Genomic DNA, 4,628 nt, shown 5'->3' with positions numbered 1-4,628 from the left:
GAGCAGGCTCGCTCCCACATTGGCTTTGTGCGAAACGCAAAACGCTCAGCCAACAATTAGCTCTGTGGGAGCGAGCCTGCTCGCGATGGCAACACCTCGACTTCCCGCCAATGCTGTTAAACTCCCGCGCCAAATTCCCTCCTGCAAGGCGCACAGCATGTCTTCCTTGAATCAGGCGCTGCGCGCCGCCCTCGATCATCGCCAGGACCTGCTCGCCGAGCTGCATCAGCAAGGCACCGATTGCTATCGCCTGTTCCACGGCAGCCAGGAAGGCGCCGGCGGCCTGACCATCGACCGCTACGGCCCGCAACTGCTGGTACAAAGCTTCCACCAGGCGCTGGAACGTGACGCACTGCTGCAACTGCACGAGAGCGTCAATCAACACCTGGGCCTCGATACGCTGCTGGTCTACAACGACCGTTCCCGGGGCAACTCGCGTATCGACCGCGAAGACACCGTCTACCGCGCCGACGAGGCAGCCCTGCAAGACTTGATCGGCCACGAATGGGGCCTGAACTATCGGGTTCGCGGTCGTCATGCCGGCCAGGATCCGCTGCTGTTTCTCGACCTGCGCAACACGCGCGGCTGGGTCAAGGAGCACAGCAAAAACAAAAGCGTGCTCAACCTGTTCGCCTACACCTGTGGTGTCGGCCTGAGTGCTGCGGCCGGCGGGGCAAGTGAGGTGTGCAACCTGGATTTCGCCGAGGGCAATCTGGCGGTCGGCCGCGAGAACGGTCTGCTCAATCCGCAATTGCCTGCAATGGAGTTCATCCAGTCCGATTACTTCCCGGCCATCCGCCAACTGGCGGGGCTGCCGATCAGTCAGCGACGCGGGCAGAAACTGCCGAGTTACACGCGTCTCGACCAGCGTCAGTACGACCTGGTGCTGCTCGATCCACCCGCCTGGGCCAAGAGCGCGTTCGGTACGGTCGACCTGCTGCGCGACTACCAGAGCCTGCTCAAACCCGCGCTGCTGACCACCGCCGACAACGGCGTGCTGATCTGCTGCAACAACCTGGCAAAGGTCAGCATGGACGATTGGCGCGAGCAGGTTTTACGTTGCGCAGAGAAGGCCGGGCGGCCTGTGCGTGAGTGGACGGTGATGAAACCGGGCGGTGATTTCCCGTCGATGGATCAACAGCCGCCGCTGAAGACGTTGATTCTGCAACTCTGATCACGCAGGAAATTTCCTACGCAAATTTCTGAAAAACCAGAAGAGTGCGTTCACTTCGGAACCGGAATCGCGTGCCATACTCCAACGCACTCCGATTCAGACAGATGAAGCCACACATGCCCAAAGGATTGATTCGCGCTATTGGCGCATTGTTGACTGCTCTGGCCCTTTATAGCCTGCTGGGGTTTCTGATTTTGCCGGGCATCGCGTTGCGGGTCGCCAACCAGCAATTGGCCAATTACGCCACGATGCCCGCGACGATTTCCCGGGTCGAACTCAACCCCTTCAGCCTGGAAGTGACCCTCTGGGGCCTGGTCATCGGTGAGCCGGGCAAAGAACAGGTCGGTTTCGAACGCCTGTACGCCAACCTGCAGATCGACAGCCTGTGGACCAAGGCGCTGCACCTGTCCGATATCGAAATGGACAAACCCAAGACCGAAATCCTTTTCGGCAAGGACGGCAAGCTCAATCTGCTGGGCCTGTTCAAGATCCCCGCCAGCGAACCGACCCCGGCCGACCCGGAAGCCAAGCCGTTCCCGTTGCGTATCGAGCGGATCAAACTGGCGGGCGGCAATGTGCACTTTCAGGATTTGCGCCCCAGCGAACCCATCGAATTCCTCTACGACAAACTCGACTTCGAGCTGAAGAACCTCAGCACGCTGCCGGAAGACAGTGCCGACATGACGTTGGTAGCCATCGGCCCGGGCGGTGGGCAGCTCGACTGGACCGGTAACTTCAGCCTGATCCCGATTGCCTCCGAAGGTAAGCTCAAGATCACCGACGGCAAGATGAAAGCCTTCTGGCCCTATGTGCGTGACGCGTTGCCCCTGGTGCTCGAAGACGGGGTCGTCAACCTGAGCACTGACTACAAGCTCAACTTGTCCAAGGAAACCGAGCTGCTGCTGAGCAACGTCGCCGTCAGCGTCGCGCCATTTGCCATCAAGGCCCCGGACGGTCGACCACTGGCCAAACTCGAGCGCCTGGACATCAGTGAAACCACGGTGGACCTGGCCAAACAGCAAGTGGTGGTCGGCAAGATCCGTAGCAATAAACTGGAAACCTGGGCCGCCCTGGAAGCCGACGGACAACTCGACTGGCAAAAGTTGTTCGCCAGCCAACCATCCAAAGCTGCAGTAAAAGCCAACGCCGAACCGGCGAAAACGCCGGCGGCAGCCGATTCGCCTGAAGCCGAACCCGCGCCACCGAGCAAACCGTGGCAAGTGCTGCTCAAAGACGTGCAACTGCGCAATTACCAGGTGCATCTGGCCGACCGCAAGGCACAACCGGCCGTGGCACTGGATGTCGGTCCGCTGAACCTCGATTTGCAGAATTTCGACAGCCTCAACGGCTCGCCTTTCAACCTCAAGCTCGACACCGGCGTGGGCAAACAGGGCAAGCTTATGGCCGACGGCGTGGTCAATCTGGCACCGGTCAGCGCCAAACTGAATGTGCAAACCAAAGACATCGACCTGCGTGTCGCCCAGTCCTACATCAACCCGTTCATTCGCCTGGAGCTGCGCAGCGGCATGCTCGGCAGTGATCTGGCAGTCGATCTGAAAAGCACCGAGCCATTGGCATTCAGCGTCACCGGTAAAGCGCAGGTCGATCAACTGCACACCCTCGACACCCTCAAGACCCGCGACTTCCTCAAGTGGCAGCAGCTGGTGCTCGAAGGTCTGAACTATCAGCATGGCGACAGCCTGTCGATCGACAAGGTCAACCTGTTCCAGCCTTACGTGCGTTTCATGATCAACGATGACCGCACCACCAACATCGATGACCTGCTGATCCCGCAACCGGCCGACACCGCAGCTGCCAAGACAGCCGCCAGCAAACCCGCCAGCAAGGACAAACCGCTGGGCATCCACATTGGCGGCATTGCGATCAATGACGGTTCGGCGAACTTCGCCGACTTCAGCCTGACCCCGAACTTCGCCACGGCGGTGCAACAACTCAACGGTCAGATCGGCACCATCGACAGCCGTCAGGCGAAACCGGCCAGCGTCGATATCAAAGGCAAGGTCGACCGTTACGCGCCCGTGACCATCAAGGGTTCGGTCAATCCGTTCGACCCGATGGCCAGCCTCGACATCGCCACCAGTTTCAAACGTGTGGAACTGACCACGCTGACGCCCTACTCCGGCAAGTTTGCCGGGTACCGCATCCGCAAGGGCCGGCTCAATCTCGACCTGCACTACATCATCGTCAAGGGCCAGCTCAAGGCCGAAAACAAAGTGGTGGTCGAACAACTGCAATTGGGTGAAAAAGTCGACAGTCCGGACGCTGTGAGTCTGCCGCTGAAACTGGCGATCGCGTTGCTCAAGGACGTCGACGGCAAGATTTCAATTGAGCTGCCGGTGACCGGCGACCTGAACAACCCGCAGTTCAGCGTCATGCCGATTGTCTGGCAGACCCTGCGCAACCTGATCGTCAAGGCGGCTGCCGCACCGTTCAAAATGATAGGCGGGCTGGTCAGTGGCGGGGGTTCAGAAGATTTGGGCACTGTCTCGTTTGCGCCGGGCTCCAGTGAGCTGAGCAAGGACGCCGAGGGTTCGTTGATCAAACTGTCCCAGGCCCTCAAGGAACGCCCTGCCCTGCGCCTGGAAATCGAAGGCACCGCAGCCGCCAGCAGCGACGGTCCGCTGATTGCCGAGCAACGGCTTGAGCGCGAATACCAGTACAACTACTACAAAATGCTCCAGCGACGCGGTGACAAGGTTCCGGCCCAGGCTTCATTGCTGCAAGTGCCGGACGGCGAGAAAGGTCCGCTGCTGGAGGGGATCTACCGCACGCGCCTGAAGACCCAGCCACCGGCTGAGTGGAAGGATCTGGGCAAGGAAGAGCGCACCGCCAAAATGCGCGCAGACGTGATCAAATTCTGGAGCACCAGCGACGTGCTGTTACGTCAGCTGGGTCAGGAACGCGCCAGCAGCATCAAGGATTACCTGGTGGACAAGGCCCAGATGGCCGATGACCGTGTCTACTTCATCGACGCCCAACTGGGCGAGGCGGAAAGTGACGGTCGGGTGGTAACGCCGATGCACCTGGATGCCGAGTGATGTTCAGACAAGTGTTGATCAGCCTGACCCTGGCGCTGGCGGCCAGTCAGGCCTCGGCGGCCGATACCCTGCGCTGTGGCAGTCAGTTGGTCAGCGTCGGGGACAGGTCCAGCGAAGTGCTGCAGAAGTGCGGTGAACCGGTCAGCCGCGATCTGCTGGGCTACAAGCGCAGCGCCAACCGACGGGAAGAGTTTCAGGTAGAGGAATGGACCTACGGGCCCAATGGCGGGATGTATCAATACCTGCGGTTTGAAGGTAATCGACTGAGACAGATCACCAGCAAGCGCGGTAACTGACTCCGATCCAAAGTGGTTACATCACAAAATGTGGGAGCGAGCCTGCTCGCGATAGCGGTGTGTCATCCAGCATTGATGTTGGCTGACACACCGCTATCG

General features: G+C 59.9%; 3 protein-coding genes. All 3 read left to right on the top strand.

Annotated elements, in window-relative coordinates; all coding sequences use genetic code 11:
- The first annotated feature begins 157 nt into the window (after positions 1 to 157).
- The 3 genes from QMX98_RS32545 (at position 158) to QMX98_RS32535 (ending at position 4,529) form a co-directional block, all read left to right on the top strand.
- A complete protein-coding gene (locus QMX98_RS32545; RefSeq protein ID WP_282411972.1) occupies positions 158 to 1,174 on the top strand; it encodes a class I SAM-dependent methyltransferase in 1,017 nt (338 codons plus the stop codon).
- A 104-nt stretch (positions 1,175 to 1,278) separates the two neighbouring features.
- Complete coding sequence (locus tag QMX98_RS32540) at positions 1,279 to 4,233, top strand: DUF748 domain-containing protein (RefSeq protein WP_282411971.1); 2,955 nt, start codon at positions 1,279 to 1,281, stop codon at positions 4,231 to 4,233.
- A complete protein-coding gene (locus QMX98_RS32535) occupies positions 4,233 to 4,529 on the top strand; it encodes a DUF2845 domain-containing protein (RefSeq protein ID WP_282411970.1) in 297 nt (98 codons plus the stop codon). Before QMX98_RS32540 ends, QMX98_RS32535 begins: the two co-directional genes overlap by 1 nt.
- The last annotated feature ends 99 nt before the right edge of the window (positions 4,530 to 4,628 follow it).

It is taken from the genome of Pseudomonas sp. PS02303 (assembly GCF_029959925.1).
Lineage (GTDB): Bacteria > Pseudomonadota > Gammaproteobacteria > Pseudomonadales > Pseudomonadaceae > Aquipseudomonas > Aquipseudomonas mandelii.
The sequence above is the reverse complement of the archived record's forward strand: the minus strand, read 5'-3'. Positions and strand labels throughout refer to the sequence as shown.